General features: G+C 64.7%; 18 protein-coding genes and 1 pseudogene. 6 read left to right on the plus strand and 13 right to left on the minus strand.

What is annotated here, in order from left to right:
* Positions 1 to 15 precede the first annotated feature (15 nt).
* Genes IVB18_RS15070 through IVB18_RS15080 form a run of 3 tightly spaced genes read right to left on the minus strand, consistent with a single transcriptional unit; the run spans position 16 to position 2,468 of the window.
* On the minus strand, positions 16 to 756 hold the full coding sequence (locus tag IVB18_RS15070; RefSeq protein ID WP_247989830.1) for an ATP-binding cassette domain-containing protein: 741 nt from the start codon (positions 754 to 756) through the stop codon (positions 16 to 18).
* Positions 746 to 1,483 (minus strand): ABC transporter permease subunit, encoded by a 738-nt coding sequence (locus tag IVB18_RS15075; protein WP_247989831.1) that lies wholly within the window; start codon positions 1,481 to 1,483, stop codon positions 746 to 748. Before IVB18_RS15075 ends, IVB18_RS15070 begins: the two co-directional genes overlap by 11 nt.
* Before the next feature lies 1 nt (position 1,484).
* Positions 1,485 to 2,468: an ABC transporter substrate-binding protein gene (locus IVB18_RS15080; RefSeq protein WP_247989832.1), complete on the minus strand. Its 984-nt coding sequence runs from the start codon at positions 2,466 to 2,468 to the stop codon at positions 1,485 to 1,487.
* A gap of 84 nt (positions 2,469 to 2,552) precedes the next feature.
* Between IVB18_RS15080 and IVB18_RS15085 the strand changes: the two genes are divergently transcribed.
* Positions 2,553 to 2,912, plus strand: coding sequence for a hypothetical protein (locus IVB18_RS15085; RefSeq protein WP_247989833.1), 360 nt, complete (start codon positions 2,553 to 2,555; stop codon positions 2,910 to 2,912).
* A 191-nt stretch (positions 2,913 to 3,103) separates the two neighbouring features.
* On the opposite strand, the gene IVB18_RS15090 is transcribed toward IVB18_RS15085, so the two are convergent.
* Both IVB18_RS15090 and IVB18_RS15095 read right to left on the minus strand, forming a co-directional pair.
* Positions 3,104 to 3,922: a quinoprotein dehydrogenase-associated SoxYZ-like carrier gene (locus tag IVB18_RS15090; protein WP_247991648.1), complete on the minus strand. Its 819-nt coding sequence runs from the start codon at positions 3,920 to 3,922 to the stop codon at positions 3,104 to 3,106.
* Between the two features lie 98 nt (positions 3,923 to 4,020).
* Positions 4,021 to 4,947 carry a quinoprotein relay system zinc metallohydrolase 2 gene (locus IVB18_RS15095; protein WP_247989834.1) on the minus strand — a complete coding sequence of 309 codons (927 nt, stop codon included), beginning with the start codon at positions 4,945 to 4,947 and terminating at the stop codon, positions 4,021 to 4,023.
* A gap of 128 nt (positions 4,948 to 5,075) precedes the next feature.
* On the opposite strand from IVB18_RS15095, the gene IVB18_RS15100 reads away from it, so the two are divergent.
* Both IVB18_RS15100 and IVB18_RS15105 read left to right on the plus strand, forming a co-directional pair.
* On the plus strand, positions 5,076 to 5,957 hold the full coding sequence (locus tag IVB18_RS15100; RefSeq protein ID WP_247989835.1) for a substrate-binding domain-containing protein: 882 nt from the start codon (positions 5,076 to 5,078) through the stop codon (positions 5,955 to 5,957).
* Positions 5,954 to 6,511, plus strand: a complete 558-nt coding sequence (locus IVB18_RS15105; RefSeq protein WP_247989836.1) for a PQQ-dependent catabolism-associated CXXCW motif protein — start codon at positions 5,954 to 5,956, stop codon at positions 6,509 to 6,511. Before IVB18_RS15100 ends, IVB18_RS15105 begins: the two co-directional genes overlap by 4 nt.
* A 17-nt stretch (positions 6,512 to 6,528) precedes the next feature.
* On the opposite strand, the gene IVB18_RS15110 is transcribed toward IVB18_RS15105, so the two are convergent.
* The 6 genes from IVB18_RS15110 to IVB18_RS15135 all read right to left on the minus strand — a co-directional run bounded on the left by IVB18_RS15110 (position 6,529) and on the right by IVB18_RS15135 (position 11,384).
* On the minus strand, positions 6,529 to 6,828 hold the full coding sequence (locus IVB18_RS15110) for a copper-binding protein (protein WP_247989837.1): 300 nt from the start codon (positions 6,826 to 6,828) through the stop codon (positions 6,529 to 6,531).
* 135 nt (positions 6,829 to 6,963) lie between these two features.
* Entirely contained in the window at positions 6,964 to 7,578 is a 615-nt protein-coding gene (locus tag IVB18_RS15115; RefSeq protein WP_247989838.1) for a hypothetical protein, read from the minus strand.
* Complete coding sequence (locus IVB18_RS15120) at positions 7,575 to 8,423, minus strand: ABC transporter permease (RefSeq protein WP_247989839.1); 849 nt, start codon at positions 8,421 to 8,423, stop codon at positions 7,575 to 7,577. Before IVB18_RS15120 ends, IVB18_RS15115 begins: the two co-directional genes overlap by 4 nt.
* Entirely contained in the window at positions 8,420 to 9,229 is an 810-nt protein-coding gene (locus tag IVB18_RS15125; protein WP_247989840.1) for an ABC transporter ATP-binding protein, read from the minus strand. The genes IVB18_RS15120 and IVB18_RS15125 overlap by 4 nt, the downstream gene beginning before the upstream one ends.
* Positions 9,226 to 10,194: a YVTN family beta-propeller repeat protein gene (locus IVB18_RS15130; protein ID WP_247989841.1), complete on the minus strand. Its 969-nt coding sequence runs from the start codon at positions 10,192 to 10,194 to the stop codon at positions 9,226 to 9,228. Before IVB18_RS15130 ends, IVB18_RS15125 begins: the two co-directional genes overlap by 4 nt.
* Before the next feature lie 8 nt (positions 10,195 to 10,202).
* Entirely contained in the window at positions 10,203 to 11,384 is a 1,182-nt protein-coding gene (locus IVB18_RS15135; RefSeq protein ID WP_247989842.1) for an ABC transporter substrate-binding protein, read from the minus strand.
* A 58-nt stretch (positions 11,385 to 11,442) separates the two neighbouring features.
* On the opposite strand from IVB18_RS15135, the pseudogene IVB18_RS15140 reads away from it, so the two are divergent.
* Positions 11,443 to 12,021: pseudogene (locus tag IVB18_RS15140) on the plus strand (DUF3280 domain-containing protein).
* A gap of 165 nt (positions 12,022 to 12,186) precedes the next feature.
* On the opposite strand, the gene fghA reads toward IVB18_RS15140, so the two are convergent.
* Together fghA and IVB18_RS15150 are read right to left on the minus strand one after the other, a co-directional pair.
* Positions 12,187 to 13,032 (minus strand): S-formylglutathione hydrolase, encoded by an 846-nt coding sequence (fghA, locus tag IVB18_RS15145; protein ID WP_247989843.1) that lies wholly within the window; start codon positions 13,030 to 13,032, stop codon positions 12,187 to 12,189.
* A gap of 91 nt (positions 13,033 to 13,123) precedes the next feature.
* On the minus strand, positions 13,124 to 13,744 hold the full coding sequence (locus IVB18_RS15150; RefSeq protein ID WP_247991649.1) for a response regulator transcription factor: 621 nt from the start codon (positions 13,742 to 13,744) through the stop codon (positions 13,124 to 13,126).
* A 194-nt stretch (positions 13,745 to 13,938) separates the two neighbouring features.
* On the opposite strand from IVB18_RS15150, the gene IVB18_RS15155 reads away from it, so the two are divergent.
* The gene (locus IVB18_RS15155; protein ID WP_247989844.1) at positions 13,939 to 15,297 is read left to right on the plus strand and encodes a histidine kinase; all 1,359 of its coding nucleotides are present in this window, start codon (positions 13,939 to 13,941) and stop codon (positions 15,295 to 15,297) included.
* Positions 15,298 to 15,476: 179 nt separating this feature from the next.
* Positions 15,477 to 17,921 carry a TonB-dependent receptor gene (locus tag IVB18_RS15160; protein WP_247989845.1) on the plus strand — a complete coding sequence of 815 codons (2,445 nt, stop codon included), beginning with the start codon at positions 15,477 to 15,479 and terminating at the stop codon, positions 17,919 to 17,921.
* The last annotated feature ends 14 nt before the right edge of the window (positions 17,922 to 17,935 follow it).

The raw sequence follows: 17,935 nt of genomic DNA on the forward strand, positions 1-17,935 counted from the left end.
GCGCCGCGCGGCTGCCTATGAGACATCTCGCCCGGCGCGTTCGCCGCCCTGTTCACCCTGGGCTCGCCGCGCAAGCCCGGCCTTGATCGCGGCAATCGCGGCGTCGCCGCGTGCCTCGCGCGGGATGCCGATGGGTACCTCGGCCAGAATGCGCGCCGGGCGCGGCGACAGGAAGAACAGGCGATCGCCGAGGCGCACCGCATCGTCCAGGCTGTGCGTCACGAGTAGCGTCGTGACGGGCCGGCTGGCGACCAGCGTCGCGATCTCGTCGCGCAATCGGCCGGCCAGCGCGTCGTCGAGCGAGGCCAGGGGCTCGTCGAGCACCAGAATGTCCGGCTCGACCGCAAAGGCGCGGGCGAGTGCGACGCGGCGGGCCAGCCCCAGTGACAATTCGCCGGGGAAGTGGCTGCGATGCTGCTCCAGTTCGAGGATCCTGAACAGCTCGGACAGTTTTGCGTCGCTGATCCCGGGCGCCGCCAGCCGCACATTCTGCTCGACCGAGCGCCACGGCAACAGCCGCGGCTCCTGGAACACCATGCCGATGCGGGCGTCCGGCGGGCGCGAGATGGCCCCTTGAAAGTCGCGATCGAGGCCGAGGATGATCCGCAGCATCGTGCTCTTGCCGCAGCCGGACGGTCCGACCAGCACGCCGACCTCGCCGGAACCAAGCGCGAATTTGACCGGCGCGAGCACCTCGTGCGTTTCGCCCGCGGCACTCCTGAACGTTTTACCGGAGATATTGATCTCAAGCCGCACGGGGGCGCCACCTACTTGCGCGTGCCTCAAACGGCTGCACCAGCACCGTCTCGATGACGAGCACGACAGCAGCAAACGTCAGCGAATAGGCCAGCAGCCGCGGCGTGTCGAACAGCTGGAACGCGACCCCGATCTCGAAGCCGACGCCGTTCGGCCGCCCCAACAGTTCTGCAACGAGCACAATCTTCCACACCAGCGACAGTCCCGAACGTGCAGAGGCAGCGACATAGGGCGCAAGCTGCGGCAGCACGACGTGGCGGAACGCACGCCAGCGCGGCATCGCGAACACGGTCGCCATCTCGTCGAGCGAGCGGTCGAGCGCGCGGGTGCCTTCGCGCAAGGTGACGACGGCGGTCGGCAGCTTGTTGATGGCGATTGCCGTGATCGCGGCCGCTTCGGTCAGCCCGGCCCAGATATAGGCGAGCACGATCACGACCAGCGCCGGCAGGTTCAAGAGCAGGATCAGCCAGGGATCGCCGAGCCGGTCGGCGAGCTTCACCCGCCCCATCAGATAGCCGATGGCGCTGCCGAGCGACATCGCCAGCACGAAGGCGAGCGCGACGCGCGCGAGCGTGGCGCCGAGATGCAGGAACAGCGCGCCGCTCGATGCTTGGGCGATCATGACGTCGAGCACGGCCGGCGGGGAGGGCAGCTTTGGGCCCCCGACGAACAGCGCGGCGGTCCACCAGATCGCGAGAAACAGGGTAAACGAGATGAGACGCAGCACCTCAGTCTCCAGGGACTGCGTGATAGAAGGTACCGGGATCGAGCTCGGCCGCCGGCCCGACCAGATCGCGGCCGCCGGTCTCGGCCAGCACGCGGTAGAGCACGCGCGCGTCTGCCTCCTCGTCCGTAATGCTCCGGCGCGGAATGCCGTCGCGATAGCGGTCGCGGTAGGTCTTGAGCATGGTGGCGTCGGTCGTGCCGGTGAGCGGCGCGATCTTCTCCCAGGCCGCGTCCGATGTCACCAGCAGCTGCTTGGCCTTGCGGGTCATGGCGATGAAGCGTGCTACCGCATCGCGATGGCTCGCAGCCCAGCTCTCGTCGAAGACATAGCCGACCGCGGAGACCGCTCCCTTGGCGCCGAGATTCGGCAGAATGTCCTCGATGCCGGCGAGGCGCCGAAAGCCCTTGGCCTCCAGCTGGGCGCAGAAATTCCAGAAATTAAGGCTCGCATCCATCTCGCCGTCGAGCGTCTTGGCGGCGATCAGAGGTGGCGCGCCATAGGCGATGGTCGCCTCCGATTTCAGGTCGATGCCGTCCTGCTTCATCCGCGCTTGCAGCAGCAGCCAGCTCTTGTCGATCGGACCGCCGCCGACGGCGAGCTTGCGTCCCCTGAGGTCGGCGAGCGACTTGATCGGCGAGGCGGCCGGCACCATCACCGCGCCGAGCGCGCTGGAATAGGGATAGAAGGTCAGCTTGGCGCCGAGCGCGCGTTCGCGCGACACCCACAGCCAGTCCGACAGCATGATGTCGGCGTTGCCGGCGCGGAGCGCGATCTTTCCGGCTTCGGGGCTCGCAAGCTCGGTGACCTCCAACGACAGGTCGGCCTCCTTGTCGAGACCGCTGGCGCGGATCGTCGCCAGCTCCCAGGAGAACGTTCCGGTTTTCTGCACCGCAAGACGGATCGTGTCCGCGGCGCGGCTGGTTGCGACCTGTGTCAGCGCCAGCGTCACCGCGAGCGCAAAAGTTCGACCAAGAAATCTCGTCACCTTGTGAGCCGCTTCCTCGAAGGGAGTTCTTTTCAAGACAATACGCATAGCATAGCTTTCGTCGCAACCAGCGGGAGGACGCTCATGAATCTGGCGGGACAGCTACGACCGATTGTCGCCGCATTGGCGGTGCTGGCGGCGACCGCGTGCGTGGCGCGAGCCGAGGAAGCCAATGATTATCCCACCTCGGCGCGTGCCGAATATGTCTATGGCTGCATGAAAGCCAATGGTGAGAGCCGGCAGGCGATCGAGCAATGTTCCTGCTCGATCGACGTGGTCGCCTCGATCGTGACCTACGAGCGCTACGTCACTGCGGAGACCGCGCTCAGCATGTCCCAGGTCCGCGGCAATCTCGGCGTCCAGTTCCGCACCTCGGAGCAGGCGAATTCGGCGGTGAATGATCTAAGGCGTGCGCAGGCCGAGGCTGAGGTGAGGTGTTTCTAGCTGTGGCCGCGTAGACGGTGCTTTCCCTTCTCCCCTTGCGGGAGAAGGTGGCGCGAAGCGCCGGATGAGGGGGCCTGTCAGCATATTCGGTCGCGAGATGTGCGTGAACCCCTCACCCGTCCCGCCGCTACGCGGCGATCCACCCTCTCCCGCAACAAGGGGAGAGGGCAATTCAGCGTGCGCGGCGCCCCTCACGTCCCCGGCTTCTCCACATCCCACTCATTGCGGAACAAATGTCCGTCCGTGTCCTTGGCTTCCGCGCGAAAACGCTTGGCGCCGTTGGAGACGTAGGTGAAGCGCAGATTGGGATCTTCCGAGATCGAGATGCCGCCTTCCATCGAAAGCACGAGGCTGTCGTTCTGCGTGAGCTTCAACTGGTCGACGAAGAAGGCCGGGATATAGAGCTGTGTGACCTGGTCCATCTGGAGGCCGGAATTGTTGGGATGGCCGATCATGATCTGCGCTTCCCGGATGCGGCTGGCTGGCGCTTCTTCCCGCGCGAATTGCCGGTAGCGCATCTGGCCGAGCCGGTTGCTGGCTTCCTCGGCGTTCTTCCCCGCCGGCGCGGAGCAGCCGCCGGACGCCTTTACATAGGTCTTCGAGACATAGAGCTGGCCGTCACTGAGCTCGGCGACCGCATGCACGTCGGTATAATTGTTGACGCGCACGCGGGTGGAGATTTCCGTGACGTTGGCGTCGGGCCCGAGCTCGAACTTCGCCGCCATCGGCGCGGGGTTGCGGTCGATCACCAGTGTGATCGCGCGGATGCGGCGGCTGTCGCCCGGTGACAACTTGCTGCGCAGGGTCACGGGCACGATGGCCGCATCCTCGGCACGATACGGCATTTCGATGCCGATGACGTCGGCGCCGTCCTGCATCGGACGATTGCTGAAGATGTCCTGTACCAGGCCCGGCCAGGGATCATAGGCCTCCTCAGCGCGCGTTGGCGTGGCGAAGGCGATGCCGAGCAGCGCGGCGATCAAGGTCCGGCGGAGATTGTGTGCCATCATGGTCGTGGTCCCGCGCGGACGAAGCAGTAATCCCTGGGTCAGCGTAGCTGATCCCTGGGTCAGGATAGCTGATCCCATGGGGCATCGTAGCGCGCCCGCTACTCCCATTCAATTTCCGAAAATGCTGCGGTTGCGTTGCGGGCGTTGTAGTCGTCGAACAGCTCCCAATGCGGCCGTTCCGACGCGGCCGCCTTGTCCGCGGCCGCCCGGATCGGCTCGCCCTTCTTGTTGAGCGCGCGGACGTCGGACAGCAGCGTCGAGAGATAACGCCGTTCATCGGCCAACGCGGCAGGCCAGTCGCTCACGGGTCCGTGACCGGGAATGACCCGGACCGCCGGAGCGGTCTCCAGCTCCTTGAGGAGGGAGAGCCAGCCGCGGAGGCTGCCGTCCATCACCGGAATGTGGCGGAGAAAGACGAGATCACCCGCGAACAGGGTTTTCGTCGTCTCGTCGAACACGGTGAGGTCGTTGTCGCTGTGCGCAGCCGGCCAAGCCCGCAACGTCAGGCGGCGCGATCCGAGATCGAGCGTTAGCGTGTCCGTGACGAGCAGCGTGGGCGGCACGATCTTGACCGGGGAGATCAATTCGTCGCCCATGATGCGTCTAAAATTGTCGAGATAATACGGCCCGCGTGTCGCGAGCGCCTGCGGCAGCTTGCTATGGCCGACGAAGCTGGTTCCCTCAGTGACAAAGGCCGCATTGCCGAACACATGGTCGGGATGGCCATGGGTGTTGATGACGTAGCGGACAGGCTTGCTGGTGCGGGCCCGTACCGAGGCGAGCAGCGCCTCGCCTTCGCGCACGCTGCCCCCCGTATCGATCACGGCCACCGCGTCCTCGCCGATAATGAAACCGACATTGGCGATGGTGCCCTCGTTCTCCCGCGTCATCAGTGCGATGGCGCCGATATGGACGAAGATTCCCGGCGCGACTTCACTTACAGGCAATTCGGCCGGCCCGGCTCGTGCTAGCGTCGTCAGTCCCAGCAGGGACAAGGCTGCAATCATTGAAGCGACGTGAGACACTTTTCCGCCTCAGTCCAAGGGGTTTGCCGCATTGCACTGCAACAAGTCAAGCCAGCACAAAGTTGGCGAAACATGATGCGTCCGTGCGTTGCATGGATAGCATTCGGACAAAACATGGAGGAAGCGCGATGAAGGAGGCCGGACGACATCGTCGCTGGTTATTTTCGCTGTGTGTGATGGCGGCGTCTTGCGCGATCGGCGACGTTGCCCTCGCGCAAACGAGGGAAAGTGCCGACCTCTCGTTCGAGCTGGTCGACCCGAACGTGCTGCGCGTCTGTGCCGATCCGCGCAACCTGCCGTTCTCCAATGAAAAGGGTGAGGGGCTCGAGAACAAGCTCGCCGAGTTGTTCGCGAACAAGCTCCAGAAAAAACTCGACTATGTCTTCTTCCCGCAAGCCACCGGTTTCGTGAAGATGACGCTGGGCGCGCACCGCTGCGACGTCATCATGGGCTTTCCGCAGGGCGATGACCTCGTGCAGGGCACCAATCCTTATTACCGCACGAGCTATGCGCTGGTCGCGAAGACGGGCAGCGGGCTGGAGAACGTCGATACGCTCGAGGACTCCAGGCTGAAGGGCAAGCATGTCGGCATCGTCGCCGGCACGCCGCCAGCGACGAATATGGCGATTGCCGGTCTGATGAGCGACGCAAAGCCCTATCCGTTGATGATCGACACGCGCTTCGACAATTCGGCGCAGGCGATGATTGATGATCTCGCCGCCGGCAAGATCGACGCCGGCGTGCTGTGGGGACCGATGGCCGGCTTCTATGCGAAGAAGGCCGGCGCGCTTCACGTCACGCCTCTGGTCAAGGAAACCACCGGGCCGAAGCTGGTCTACCGCATCGGTATGGGCGTGCGGGCCGCAGACCAGAACTGGAAACGGCAGCTCAACAAGCTGATCCAGGAGAACCAGGGCGAGATCAACAAGATCCTGCTCGACTTCGGTGTGCCGCTGCTGGACGAGAGCGACCGGCCGCTCGGCGCGGAGACGGCCAAGAAGACGCCATGAGGCGGCCTCTTGCCGCTGCGCTCGTCGTTGCCGCGTTGGCGGTGCCGGCATTGGCGCAGCAGCAGCAGCCGTTCGAGCCCGAGGGTTTTCGCACCGACAATTACCGCGCGCCGGTGCCGGCGACGCTCGAAGGCGCGCGCGTGCTCACGACGGGGGAGGCGGAGACGATCTGGAGGGCGAAGGGCGGTGCCTTCATCGATGTGATGCCCCGCCCGCCGAAACCGAAGAACCTTCCAGAGGGCACAGTCTGGCGTGAGGCGCCGCGCAAGAACATCCCGGGCAGTATCTGGCTGCCGGATACTGGGTACGGCGCGCTCCCCTCGGCCATGGACGGCTATTTTCGCCGCAGCCTGGCGCAAGCGTCGCACGGCGACAAGGCTGCGCTGCTCGTGATCTATTGCCTGGCCGACTGCTGGATGTCGTGGAATGCCGCCAAGCGCGCGCTGGCTGACGGCTATTCCAATATCGCCTGGTATCCAGACGGCACCGACGGCTGGGAGCGCGCGAAGCTGCCCACCGAAGAGGCGCAGCCCGAGCCGCGCCCCGATCAGTAGTCATCGCCCGATCAGCGCTACTGCTTCTGGAGCTTCGTCAGCGTTCCGGTGCCGTTGGTGTCGGTCGCAGAGTAGCTCACCCTGTCGCCGGCATGGACGGTGTCGAGCATCGCGGCGTCCTTGGCCTTGTACTCCTGAAGCGCGCCGGCGCCGCCTGCGCTGCCGCCGACGGTTCCCTTCTGCGTTTGCTGGATCGAGATCGTGCCGTTGAGCCGGTCGATCCTGGTGACCATTCCGGTCATGTCGTCAGCAAAGGCGCTGGATGCGAGCATGGTGATGATCGCAGCGCCCGCGAGGATAAATCTTGTTGTTCCCATCAAGGCCTCCCGGCATTCGAGCTTCACTTCGACAAGACATCCAAGATCGATTTGGTTCCGGCAGATAGCGCGGCAAAGATTAACGATTGCGCGGAGATAGCGGGAACCTGTTGAGAGCCGTCAGCGAAACTGACGCTATTCCATTTCCTGCTGGATCAGGCGGCCGAGCGCAAACAGCCGCTGGTCGATCGCGGTCGGAACCTCGCAGACGAATCGCACCACATTGCGACGGTCCTCAAAAATGCGGGTCTCCCAGACCAACTGGTTGCTGAGCGCATCGACCTTGGTTTCGTCGCGCGGCGTCGCGCTCTGGAGCGACTGGAGCTGAATCGTCTCGTCGCGGATCTTGTCGGCGGCTTCGCGTTGCTTGCGGCTGACCCGTTCGAGCCCGTTCATGACCTGGGAGCGCTGGGCGTTGAGGGTGTCGAACAGGCCCGCGAACAGCAGTTTTGCATTTGTAGTCTTGTCGCTAGCCGAGCCCGTCAAGAATTCCTTGACCGACTTTTCGGCCTCGTCCAGCGGCGTCTTCCGCGCCGACAGCTTTGAGACCAGCGCGCTGACCTTCTCGTCGTCCTTCCACTTGTTCTGGACGTCGTCGAGCGCAGGGCCAGCCCATACGGCCGCGAGCGAGATGTCCGGAACTTTTGCCTGCGTGCACGGCCAGTCGGGATAGCGCGGATCGGCCGCGCGCGCGGCTGTACTCGCGACTGCGAGCGCCACGGCGGTCATGGTTACGATCCGGACCATCATCCTTCACCTCCCGCAGGGCCACGTCGCGCCAGCCCGCGCGAGGGATCATAGGCATAGATCGCCCCGATCATGAAGACGATTGTGCAGGTGGTGACCACGGCCAGCGAGATCCAGTTGATCTGTCCATACAGCGCGAAGCGGATCAGCTCGACTGCATGGGTGAACGGATTGGCCTCACAGACATAATAGAGATAGGGGCTGCCCTCCTGCACCCGCCACAGCGGGTAGAGCGCGGAGGAGGCGAAGAACATCGGGAAGATCACGAAATTCATCACGCCGGCAAAGTTTTCGAGCTGCTTGATGCCCGAGGAGATCAGCATCCCGAGCGAGCCCAGCATCAATCCGGACAGGATCAGCGCCGGTAGCACGGTGAGATAGCCTGATGGCGGAGGGGTGATGTCCCAGAACCAGGCGATCAGCAGGAATGCATAGACCTGGAGCAGCGACACTGCGGTGCCCGCGAGCAGCTTGCAGAACAGCAGGAACTCGCGCGGCAGCGGGCTCACGAGCAGCGTGCGCATATTGCCCATCTCGCGGTCATAGACCATCGACAGCGAGGACTGCATGCCGTTGAAGAGCTGGATCATCGCCATTAGCCCGGGTGCGATAAAGACCTCGTAGAGGATGTAGGTCTCGTAGGGCGGGATGATGGAGATGCCGAGCACCTGGCGAAAGCCTGCGGCAAAGATGAACAGCCACACCAGGGGCCGCACCAGCGCGGAGACGAAGCGCTCGCGCTGATGCAGGAAGCGCAGGCCCTCGCGCCAGACAATGCCGGTGAGGCAGGTCATGTACTCGGCAAACGAGAAACCGCGTGGCGTGTCGCGGGCGGTGATGCTGCTCATGCGCCGCCTCCCGGCATCACTTGCGCGCCGGTCAGGCGCATGAAGGCGGTGTTGACGTCCTGCGCGCCGGCTTCTGCAATCACGTGGCCGACCGGTCCTTGCGCCAGCACCTTGCCCTGATGCAGCACCACGAGGTCGTCGCCGGCCGTGATCTCGTCGAACAGATGCGTGGCCCAGAGCACGCCGATGCCTTGCTCCGTCACCAATTGGCGGACATGGCTGATGATGTCGGCGCGCGCCTTGACGTCGAGGCCGACGGTCGGCTCGTCCAGCAGCAACAGCCGCGGCCGGTGCAACAGCGCCCGTGCGATCTCGAGCCGGCGCATCTGCCCGCCGGAGAGATCGCGCACCTTGCTGCCGGCGCGATCGGCAAGGCCAATGCGATCGAGCAGTTCGGCGGCTCGCGCGCCAGCCTCGCGCCGGCTGATCCCGTGCAGCGCTGCGTGATAGAGCAGGTTCTGCGTCAGCGAGAGATCGAGATCGAGGGTGCGCGGCTGGAATACGACGCCGAGTAGCCGCAGCGCCTCGCCGGGCGTGCTGCTGACATCGTGCCCGAAAATGCCGACACGGCCGGACTGGATGCCGAACAGCCGCGTCACAAGCGAGAACAGCGTGCTCTTGCCCGCGCCATTAAGCCCGAGCAGCGCCGTGAAACTCGCCGGCGCGACGTTGAAGGAGACGTCGATCAGTGCCCGGCGCGGGCCATAGGCATGGCTGACGCCGTCGATCGACAGCGCCGGCACCGCGGCCGGATCGGCCTTTGGCGCAGTCTCGTGTGGTTCGGCGATGGGAGCAGGGCTTGTCATGGCGCGATCGTGATGCCCCAGGGCAGTTCGCCCACCTGAATGGTCTTGATCACCTTCTGCGCGGCAACGTCGATGACGGAGACATCGTTGGACACGCCGTTGGTGGTGAGCAGGTATTTTTCATCCGGCGTGAACGCCATGTGCCAGACGCGTTGTCCCACCAGCAGATATTTCGTCACCTTGCGCGTGGCGGTGTCGACCACGGCGACGCGGTTGGCTGGGCCGAGCGCGACGAAGGCGGTCTTGTCGTCCTTGGTCATGCCGATGCCGACCGGCTGGATCGCCTCGCGCCGCAGCCCCGGGATCTCGAAGGTGACCTTGCCGATCACCTCATGCTTTTTGGGATCGATGATCGAGACGGTGCCGCCGATCTCGGAGGACACCCACAGCTCCGAGCTGTCATGCCTGAACTCGGCAAAGCGCGGCCGCGCATCGACCAGCACGTTGGCGACGATCTGGCGCGAGCCCGTGTCGATGAAATGCGCCATGTTGGTGGTTTCCGAGGTGTTGATCAGCGTCTTGCCGTCGGGGCTGATCGTCATGCCCTCGGGCTCGACGCCGACCTGGATATCGCCAAGGCGCGCGCGCTTCTCCAGGTCGATCACGGTCACCGTGTTATCGTTCTCGTTGGCGACATAGAGGATCTTGCCGGCGGCGTCCTGGGCGAACAGCTCGGGGTCGGGGCCGGAGGGCAGGCTGTCCACGATCGCTTGCGTCTTGGCGTCGATCACCTGGATGGTGTCGTCGTCGCCGACCGCGACCATCACGAACTTGCCGTCGCGCGTGAACTCGATGCCGCGCGGGCGCTGGCCGACCTTGATGGTCTTGGTCACCGTCCAGCTCTCGGTGTCGATCACCGACACTGTGTTGCTCTTCTCGTTCGAGACATAGGCGATGAATGCATGCGCCGGCGCCGCCGCGAGCGCCAGTCCGGCCAGCAACCCAACACGCCACATGCGCAACATCCGCATCCTCATTTCAGCTTGCATTTGCTCTCCGGGCGGTCGTAACCGAGCGTATCGAGCTCCGAGACCTGGTGCAGGAATCCTTCCTGCGGCGATACCGACACCACCATGCGGCCGTCGACCAGGAGGATCGGCTGGCGAAGCTGCAGGTTCCAGTCGCGCAGGGTCAGCTTTGTGCCCTTGAAGGCTGCCACGGAAAAGTCCGGTCCCCTGATGAAATCGGTGACCTTCTTGACGTCGCCCGAATTGGTGCGCGAGGTGGCTTCACCGATCATGCGCACCGCCGTCCAGGCCTGCATGTCGAGCGCGGTCATGCGGCGCGAATTCAGCTTGATGAAGCGGTTCTGCATCTGGATCGCGCCCCACTGGTCCTGCGCCGCGTCCCAGCTCCGCGGCACAAGGCCGGCCGAGCCTGCCACAGGCCGCGGATCCCAGGTGCGGTAGGGCAGGTAGGCTGCGAATACCTCGCTCTCGTCGGCGGCGACCAGCACGTCATAGGCCGGCGCAGCTTGCGTAAACACCGGCATCTGGCGCTGGATCAGGGTCACGCCGCTATCGGTGCGGCGCGCGCCGCCGGCGTCCTCGAAGTGGCGCTCCTGCACGATCTTGGCGCCGAACCGCGTCGCGGCGCGGCGGAGCGCATCGGCGAACAGCTTGTCCTCGTCATGCGAGCCGACCACGAGCAGCCAGCGCTTCCATTGCTTCCACACCAGATACTGGCCGAGCGCATCCGCCAGCATCGATCGCGTCGGCGCGGTGTGGATGACGTTGGCGCGGCAGTCGGCCTCGCGCAGCCGCTCGTCGATCGCGCCGGCGTTGAACAGCAGCGTGCCGCGGTCGCGCAAGGCATCGGCGACCTTCAGGAGCGCGTCCGCCGGCAGATCGGCGACGATGAGGCTGTTGCGCGCGGCGAGGTCGGTCGCGGCCTGCACCACATCCTCGCCTTCCCTGATGCGGCGCTCCTCCAGCGCAAAACGCTGGTTGAGGAATTTTCCGGTGGTGTTGTTGTCCTCGATCGCGAGCCGCGCACCGGCGACGCCGTCATTCTCCGCGGGCTGCTCGATCAGCGACAGCGTCGATCTGGTGCCGGCGACGCCGAGATAGCCGACGCCGATCTGGACCGGGTCCGCCGCGAGCGCTTGCGGCGCGGCCAGACTCAAGACGATCAGGCCAGGCAACCATCGGATCATGCTTCCTCCGTACGTCTCCCCGGCTTGACCGCAGGTGGAGAATTGTTTCTCCTAAAGCATGACCGATTTGGCCCGGCTTGCAACCCCGCATTTCGTCCTCGTCCTCGCGCGCGCGATGGCTGGAATCACGTTCATGCGAGCGCTGCTCTCGATTATCGTTTTGCTGTTGACGGCGTCAGTCGCGTTCGCCGATCCGCCGAAGCTTGCGGTGTTCGACTTCGAGCTGATCGACACCAGCCTTCCCGGTGAGTTCTACGGCTCGAAGCCGGAGCTGGAGCGCCTCGACCGCATCAGCGAGCAGCTCCGCAAGGCCTTGGCGGATTCAGGCAGGTTCCAGATGCTCGACATCGGGCCTGTCAGGGATGCCGCCCGTCACAGCAATTTGTAGGTCTGCGGCAACTGCGATCTCAAGCTCGCCGGGCAATTGGGCGCGGACCTCGAGATCACCGGCATGGTGCAGAAGGTTTCGAACCTGATCATCAATCTCAACATCTACCTGCGCGACGTGAAGACCGGCAACATGATCACGGTCGCCAGCGCCGACATGCGCGGCAACACCGACGAGTCCTGGTCCCGCACGATGAGCTATCTCATCCGCAATCGATTGCTGGCGCCGAATTACGGGAAGCCGGAGTAGCTTCTTCGCCTCTCCGCGCTTGCGGGGAGAGGCCGGAATTTGCGTGAGCAAATTCCGGGTGAGGGGGACTCTCCGCGAATCGAACTTTCACCGTCTTTGCGGACGCAGCCCCTCACCCCAACCCTCTCCCCGTAAGAACGGGGAGAGGCAGAAGAGAGAGCGACCTCACCCCTTCAATCTCTCCGCGTGCCAGTGCAGGTGGTCGCTTATGAAGGTCGAGATGAAGTAGTAGCTGTGGTCATACCCCGCCTGCCGCCGCAGCGTCAGCGGGATGTTGGCCTTGGTGCAGGCGGCTTCCAGCAGCTCGGGGCGAAGCTGCTCCTTCAGGAAATTGTCGGCATCGCCGACGTCGATGAGAAAGCCCGAAAACTTCGCGCCGTCCTCGATCAGCGCTACGGTGTCATGGCTGCGCCAGGAATCCTTGTTGGGACCGAGATAGCCGGTCAGCGCCTTGATGCCCCAGGGCACCTGCGACGGCGCCACGATCGGGGAAAACGCACTCGCCGCGCGATAGCGGTGCGGGTTGCGCAGCGCCACCGTCAGCGCGCCGTGACCGCCCATCGAATGGCCCATCACCGATTGCCGCTTCGCGTCGACCGGAAAAGTCTTCGCCACGAGTTTCGGCAGCTCGTCGGTGACATAGCTCCACATGCGATAATTGCGTGCAAAAGGTTCTTGCGTGGCGTCGACATAGAAGCCGGCGCCGAGGCCGAAATCATAGGCGTTGTTGGCATCGCCGGGCACGTCGGGCCCGCGTGGGCTGGTGTCGGGCGCGACGAAGATCAGGCCGAGCTCGGCGCAGGCGCGGCGGAATTCGCCTTTCTCGGTGACATTGGCATGCGTGCAGGTGAGCCCGGAGAGATACCAGACCACGGGCAGCTTCGCGCCGTCCGCATGCGGGGGAACATAGACCGAGAACACCATGTCGGTTCCGGTCGCCTGGCTGGCATGGCGGTACACGCCCTGCATGCCGCCATGGGATGTGTTGGTCGAGACAGTCTGAATCGTCATGCCTTGGGCTCCGTGGCATCTAACCACATCAACATTGCAACGCTTGTGTGACCGAATTTGTGGCGGCTGTCGCGCCAAGTCGGACGCTAAGTCAGGCCACGCCGCTGTCGATCGCCAGCCGCACCAGCTCGACCGAGGTCTTGACCCCGAGCTTCTGTCGCATGATCGAGGAGGTGTTGGCGACCGTCTTGTAGGACGACTGCACCAGCCAGGCGATCTCGGACAGGCTCTTTCCGGCGCTAAGCAGCCGCAAAATCTCCATCTCGCGCGCGTTCAGCTTCGACAGCGGGTTTTGCGCCAGCGTAGGCCCGGCGAAGGCGATGCTGCGCGCGATCGCGCTCGGGAGATATGTGCCGCCGTTGCCGACGGTGCGGATCGCTTCGACAAGATCGTCGGGGTCGCCGGTCTTGGAGACATAGCCCTTCGCCCCGCACTCGATCGCGCGCGCGGCGAAGGCGGCATCGTCGTTCATGCTGAACATGATGATGCGGGCCTCGGGCGCGCGGTCGAGGATGCGGCGCGCCAGCTCGAAGCCGGAGACGGTTGGCAGGTTGATGTCGATCACGCAGAGGTCGGGGCGCTCGACGATGAACACGCATTCGCCGTCTTCGGCGTCGGCAGCCTCCAGGATCTCGATCTCGCCTTCGTCAGCCAGCACGGCGCGGCAGCCGGAGGCGACGATAGGATGATCGTCGACGATCAGAATTCGCATAGGCGTTCCCCGCGACAGCGTCCCGGCCTGCTTCGCGCTGCGTGATCCAACGAGACGCATGTGAGCGCGTCTCATGTCGGGTCATGCAACCCGGCCAGGATTGCTGTACGCTTTCGATTAGATATCGGGCGCTTCGGGTCTGTCAACGTTATCGGGCAGGGCGGGCAAACCTTCGCGGGGCACGGGCGATACCAATGTGGCAAAACCTATCCTTGCGCGGGCGCATCAACCTCCTGCTGGCGCTGCTGCTGGCGCTGGGGCTCGCCGTCAACATCGGCCGCCAGGTCGCGGAGGCGGGCCCGCGCGTGCAGGCCGAGGACCAGAGCGTGATCCGGCTCGCGCGCGAGTTCATCGAGATGATCGTTGCGGACCTCAACGAGGCGCCTGATCCGGACGCCAGGCTGAACCAGATCACGCGCGATCTTAGCCGCCTGCGCCATGTCAGCATCGCGCTCAGGGACGGCGCCGGGACCCCGCTGACGCCGCCGCGGGCCGAGGAAGACGACGACACCCGCGGCCCGCCGGCTTGGTTCGTCAGCCTGGTCCATCCCGAGCAGACCGCGGTCAGCGTGCCCGTCAGGGTCTACGGCAAGCCGGGCTCGCTCGTGATCACCTCGCACCCCAACGACGAGATCGCCGAGATCTGGGACGCTATCGTCACGCAGCTCGAGGTCGGTTCGGTCATCGCGCTCGCGCTGTTCCTGGTGATGATGATGGTGGTCGGCCGGGCGCTCGCGCCGCTTCGGTCATTGGCGCAAACGATGGCCGAGCTTGAAGGAGGTCGTTACGACGCGCGCGTCATGCCGGGCGGCGCGCCCGAGCTGGCCGCGATCTGCACCAAGCTCAATCATCTGGCGGCGACGCTCGGGGAGGCGGTCGAGGACAAGCGGCGTCTGGCCGAGCGTACGGTGTCGCTCCAGGACGTGGAGCGCAAGGAAATCGCGCGCGAGCTGCATGACGAATTCGGGCCGTATCTGTTCTCGCTGCGCGCGCATGCGAGCGCGCTGGCGAAGCTTGCGGACGGGCGTGCGCCGAGCGCGGAAGCCGTGCGCAAGCACGGCAGCGCCTTGCTGGAGCAGATCAACGCGCTTCAGCAATTCACCCGACGCGTGCTGGAGCGCTTGAGGCCGGTCGGCCTCGCCGAGCTTGGCCTGCGGCAGGCGCTCGAATCGCTGTCGCGGCTGTGGCGGGAATCGCATCCCGAGGTCACGATCGAGACCACGATCTCGTCAGCGCTCGGCCCGACCGGCGAGACCGCCGACCTCACGATCTACCGCATCGTGCAGGAGGCGCTCACCAACGTGTTCCGTCACGCCGGCGCGACCTCGGTCAATGTCGTCATCGAGCCGGTTGAGCCGCCGAATCGCGACGGCCGCGGCTGCGCCCGGGTGCGGGTCAGCGACAACGGCCGGGGCATGGAGCCGGGCCAGAAGCTCGGCTTCGGCCTCGTCGGCATGCGCGAGCGGATTCTGGCGCTGGGCGGGACGCTCAGCGTCGCCTCCGGCGAGAGCGGCGTGACCGTGGAGGCGCTGGTTCCGACGGCGCCGGCCTGATCGCATTGAAGGCGATCGGGAATAATTCCCGAATTCTTCGGGAAAATGGGCGCCGATATCGCCCGACCTTTTGTGGCTGGCGCGCGTGTGACGGCCGACTACACTCGTCTCAACCAAACGGCGAAATTCAAAGCAGCCGCAAAAGACAAACTTGTGTATTTGCGGATGGGACGGCAGGGATGGGCGTGCGAAGGCTGTTGATTGCCTGGGTATCGACGGGGCTGGTGTCTGGCGTCGTCCTCGGGACGGGCGCCGGGGCCGCGCAGGACGAAGAGACCAACGTTCAAAACCTGCCCGCAATCGAGGTGGTGGCGCCACAGCCCACCCCGCGGCGTAGCGCGCCGCGAACGCCGGCCCGTTCCGCGAGCTCCGCGAAGCCCAACAACAGGCTTTACGTCTACCCGACGTCGCCGGGCACCGGCAGAGGTCTCGAGGTCGACAAGGTTCCGTCGGCGATCAACGCCGTCGACGCCAACCAGATCAAGCGCACGGGCTCGCTGAACGTCACCGACGCGCTGCGCGACAACATCGCCGGCGTCAACATCAGCGAGGTCACCGGCAATCCGTTTCAGCCGGATGTCGAATTCCGCGGCTTTGTGGCCTCGCCCGTGACCGGGACGCCGCAAGGCCTTGCCGTGTACCAGAACGGTGTCCGCATCAATGAAGCCTTCTCCGACGCCGTCAACTGGGACTTGATCCCCACGGCCGCGATCAGGTCGGTCACTTTGGTGACCAACAATCCCGCCTTCGGCCTCAATGCACTGGGCGGCGCGATCAACCTGCAAATGAAGGATGGGTTCACCTATCAGGGCGCCGAGATCGACACCATGGGCGGCTCGTTCGGCCGCATCCAGGGCTCGGCGCAGTGGGGCAAGCAGGTCGAGAAGAACTACGCCGTCTATGCCGCGCTCGAAGGCCTGCACGACAACGGCTTCCGCAACTTCTCACAGTCGGACGTGCGGCGCTTCTACGGCGATGTCGGCTACAAGGCCGGCGACAGCGAATTCCACGTCAACATGGGGCTCGCCAAGAACGATTTCGGCGCCAGCGCCACCGTTCCGGCCGAGCTGCTGGATAAATATTGGGGCGCGACCTACACGACACCGCAGACCACCAGCAATCGCGTCGGCTACCTCAACCTGACCGCAAAGGCTGACGCGACGCCGACCTGGACGCTCGAAGGCACGGCGCATGTGCGCAGGTTCGAGCAGAAGCACGTCGACGGCAATCCGACCGACGTGCAGGAGTGCGCAGCTGCGGGGCTGCTGTGCTTCGGCAATGACACCACGCCTACGAATGGCGGGAACGGCGCGCAGCTCGCCAATCCCTTTGCGTCTGGAACGATCCTCGGCGAGATCGACCGGGGCTCGATACGTTCGACCAGCTTCGGCGTATCGGGGCAGGCCACGAATGTCGATCAACTGTTCGGGCACGACAACCGCTTCGTGGTTGGGTCGACCTATGACGCCAGCGTGACGCGCTACAATGCCACCGCCGAGATCGGTTCGATCGGAGAGAACTATGTCGTCAGCGGCAGCGGCGTCTTCTTAGGGCCTACCGGCACGCCAGACACCGGCCTTGCCGGTCCTGTCTCGCTGCGGACCGTCAACCGATATAACGGTCTGTACGCGATGGACACATTCAACGTCACGAACGCGTTCGCCATCACGGGCGGCGGACGCTTCAACGTGGCGCGCATCTCGCTGGAGGATCAGCTCGGGACCGCGCTCAACGGCGATCACATCTTCACCCGCTTCAATCCGGTGATCGGCGGCACCTACAAGATCACGTCCGAGCTGACGGCCTATGCCGGCTATTCCGAGGCCAACCGTGTGCCGACACCGCTGGAGCTCGGCTGCTCCGATCCGAACAATCCCTGTCTCATTGCGGCGTTTCTGGTCTCCGACCCGCCGTTGAAGCAGGTGGTGTCGAAGACCGTGGAAGCCGGCTTCCGCGGCACCAAGGAGTTGAACATCGGCTCGCTCGGATGGAAGATCGGCGGCTTCCGCGCCACCAATTACGACGACATTCTCGCCATTCCCGTTCCCGGACGCACCGGCTTTGGCTATTTCTCCAACGTCGGCAGGACACGGCGGCAGGGGCTCGAGGCCGAGGTCAACATCAAATCCCCGACGCTTCAGTTCCAGGCGAGCTACGCGTTCGTCGATGCCCGCTTCCTCGACGCATTGACCCTCGGCTCGAACAGTCCGTTTGCCGACGCCGACGGCAACATCCAGGTCATGCCCGGCAACCAGATCCCCGCGGTCCCGCGCCATCGCGTCAAGCTCGGCATCGACTATGCCGTGACCGACGCCTGGAAGGTCGGCGGCAACGCGCTCTACGTCTCCAGCCAATATGTGGTCGGCGACGAGTCCAACCAGTATGCGAAGCTGCCGTCCTACACCGTGTTCAATCTCCACACCTCCTATCAGGTGACGAAGGACGTTCAGCTTTACGGCAAGGTCGATAACGTCTTCGACAATCGGTATGCGACGTACGGACAGTTCTTTGACAGGACCGCCTTGCCTAATTTCACCAGCGGCGGCGCCGACTTCAGCGACCCGCGTTCACTGAGCCCGGCCAGGCCGCGCGCGTTCTATGCGGGGATGAGGGTGACGTTCTAGGACTGCGTGCGGGG

It is taken from the genome of Bradyrhizobium sp. 186 (assembly GCF_023101685.1).
In the GTDB taxonomy this organism is placed as follows: domain Bacteria; phylum Pseudomonadota; class Alphaproteobacteria; order Rhizobiales; family Xanthobacteraceae; genus Bradyrhizobium.